The sequence below is a fragment of the Lactobacillus nasalidis genome (genome assembly GCF_016587775.1).
Taxonomy (GTDB): Bacteria; Bacillota; Bacilli; order Lactobacillales; family Lactobacillaceae; genus Lactobacillus; species Lactobacillus nasalidis.
Genome location: NZ_BOCG01000164.1, coordinates 1 through 2,572, shown reverse-complemented (window position 1 = coordinate 2,572; position 2,572 = coordinate 1). Strand labels below are relative to the sequence as shown.

General features: G+C 60.1%; 2 protein-coding genes. One reads left to right on the top strand and one right to left on the bottom strand.

The genetic code is table 11. The features are described from left to right. Positions 1-1,227 (top strand): sensor domain-containing diguanylate cyclase (locus tag lacNas_RS03035; RefSeq protein WP_244661409.1); only part of this gene is annotated, 1,227 nt, incomplete at its 5' end. 87 nt (positions 1,228-1,314) lie between these two features. Here the strand turns inward: lacNas_RS03035 and brnQ are convergent. Continuing rightward, positions 1,315-2,572: branched-chain amino acid transport system II carrier protein (gene brnQ / locus lacNas_RS03025; RefSeq protein WP_201331479.1), on the bottom strand; the 1,258-nt coding region annotated here is incomplete at its 5' end.

Below are 2,572 nucleotides of genomic sequence, written 5' to 3'. Positions count from 1 at the left end.
CCGGCCGTCGGCAGCAGCAATCCCGTCGTCATCTATCTCATCAGCGACGGCCGGGCCAGCCTGGCCTACCTGAACCCGGCGACCCAGGGCTGGCTGGATGAAATCGGCCAGACGCCGGAGGAGTACCTGACAGAGCTCAACCAGGCCGCTGACAACAACAGCCTGCGCTTCTGGGACGCCATCAGGAGCTGCTCGGAAGTCGGCGACGCCTCTTCTTACACCTTGATGGGGCCGCACTTCCACTACCGGGTCCTGCTGCAGCAGGTCGCCGAAGACGGGCAGACCAAGGCCTTCCTGTCCACCCTTGACGGACAGCCGGTCCGCAACCCGGTCTTTCTGGACAAGACCGCCGGGGAAATCACGACCGAAAACCTCTGGGACGCCATCACCCACCGGATCCGCCTGGGCCTCTTCTGGAAGGACAAGGACCGCCGCTTCGTGGGCGCCAACCAGCACTTTTTGAACTACTACGGGCTCTCCTTGGCCGACGTGATTGGCCGGACCGACGACGACCTGCAGCTGAACGCCCAGCCGGAAAAGTTCCAAGACAGCGAAACCCAGCTCATGAGGGACGGCATGCCGATCAAGGAAATCGGCAAGACCATTGCCCGCGGCCGGGTCCGGGAAATCCTGACCTTCAAGGCGCCGATCTATGACCAGGGGCAGATCATCGGCCTGATCGGCTTCTTCATGGACGTCACCGGCACCAGCAAGCGGCTGAACCGGCTGGAGCATGAAGCTGCCCGCGACGACCTGACCAGCCTGAAGAACCGGCACAATTTTGCCCGCGACTTCCATTACCTGACCGGCAAGCCGACCCTGGTGATGATGCTGGACGTCGACCACTTCAAGAAGTTCAACGACAACTTCGGCCACCGCTACGGCGACGAGGTCCTGAAGAAGATCAGCCAGGCCCTCTTGGAGACCTACGGGATCGGCCACTGCTACCGCTACGGCGGCGACGAGTTCCTGGTCATGCGCGACATGGCCGATCCGGCCATCATCAAGGACCTGGACCGGCGGCTGCGCCTGGAACTGGAACATGCCCAGATCCTGGACCTTTACCTGACCATCAGCATTTCCGTCGGCTACGCCTACGGCACCGCCCGGACCCCCGACGAAATCAAGGCCATGCTGCGCCTGGCCGACCACAACCTCTACCAGATCAAGCGCAACGGCCGCCAGAATACTTATGGCAGTCTCTTCCAGCCGGACTATCCCAATTAACAGCAAAGACAAAAGCAGCGCGAAAGCCGTCAATTGAGCTTTCGCGCTGCTTTTTTGCTAATTTTTACAAAGAAACTTACCAGCCGGCTAGTCTAATTCGACTGCCCGGTTCTCCGCCCGGCTTTTGTACAAGTGCATCCCCAGCCCCAGCAGGTAGCCGGCGATCCCGAAGGTCAGCCAGCCCAGGCCCAGAGAGAAGAATGGCAGGTAGTGGCCAGCAAAGGCCAAAGCCGCCTTGGCCAAAGGAGTGCCGGAAATCACGCTCGGAGCGGCGTTCAAGCCGTCAAAAAGCGCTGGAATGATCGTGAAGTAAACCGTGAACTTGTAAACTGCCGGGTCATTGCCGAACAGCTTGCTGGTCAGGCCGCAGAAGATCAGGGCGATCGACAGCGGGTACAGGAACATCAGCACCGGCGTTGACCAGGAAATGATCGTCGTCAGGCCAACATTGGCAATGGCAAAGGACAGCAGGCAGTTGAAGGTCAGGAAAGTCCGGTAGGAAATTTTTGGAAAACGCTTGTGGAAGTCCTGGGCAAAGGCAACTACCAGGCCGATCGCCGTGGACATGCAGGTGATGGTGGCCAAGGTTGCCAGGAGGGCTTCACCGAAGCTGCCCAGGTAGTGGTTGGCGATCTGCGCGAAGGCGATCCCGCCGTTTTCTGACAGCTTGAAGTAGTGCAGGCTGCTGGCGCCCAGGGCAACCAGAACCAGGTAGATGATGGCGATGCCGGCAAAGCCGATGGCACCGGTCTTGGCCAGGGCTAGGGAAGTTTCCCGCCCTTCTGCCAGCTTGAAGTTCTTGATGGCGCTGACCACCGTGATCCCGAAGGCCAGGGCAGCCAGGGCGTCCAGGGTGTTGTAGCCCTGCAGGAAGCCGTTGATGAAGGCCGCGTTCAAGTAGTCAGACGTGGCCGCGGTCGTGCTGGTCGACCCCATCGGGTTGAACAGGGCGATCAGGAAGATGATGAAGAGCAGGATCAAAAAGGACGGGTTCAGAATCTTGCCGACGCGGTCGGTGATCTTGCCTTCACTCAGTGAACAGTAGTAAACGATCCCGAAGAAGATGGCTGAGTAGATCAGCAGGGCCCACGGCTGCATCCCAGCGGAAAAATGGCTGGAAAACATGGAAAACGGCACCGTTGCCGTCCGCGGGGTCGCGAACAGCGGCCCCAGGGTCAGGTGAACCAGGATCAGAAAGACCAGGGCAAACTTTTTGCCCAAAGGCCGGGCCAGGCCGTAGATCCCGTCGGCTCTGGTAACCGCCAGGGCCAGCAAAGACGCCAGAGGGATCAAAGTCCCGGAAACGATGAAGCCGATCGCGGCCGGCAGCCAGTTTTTCCCGGCC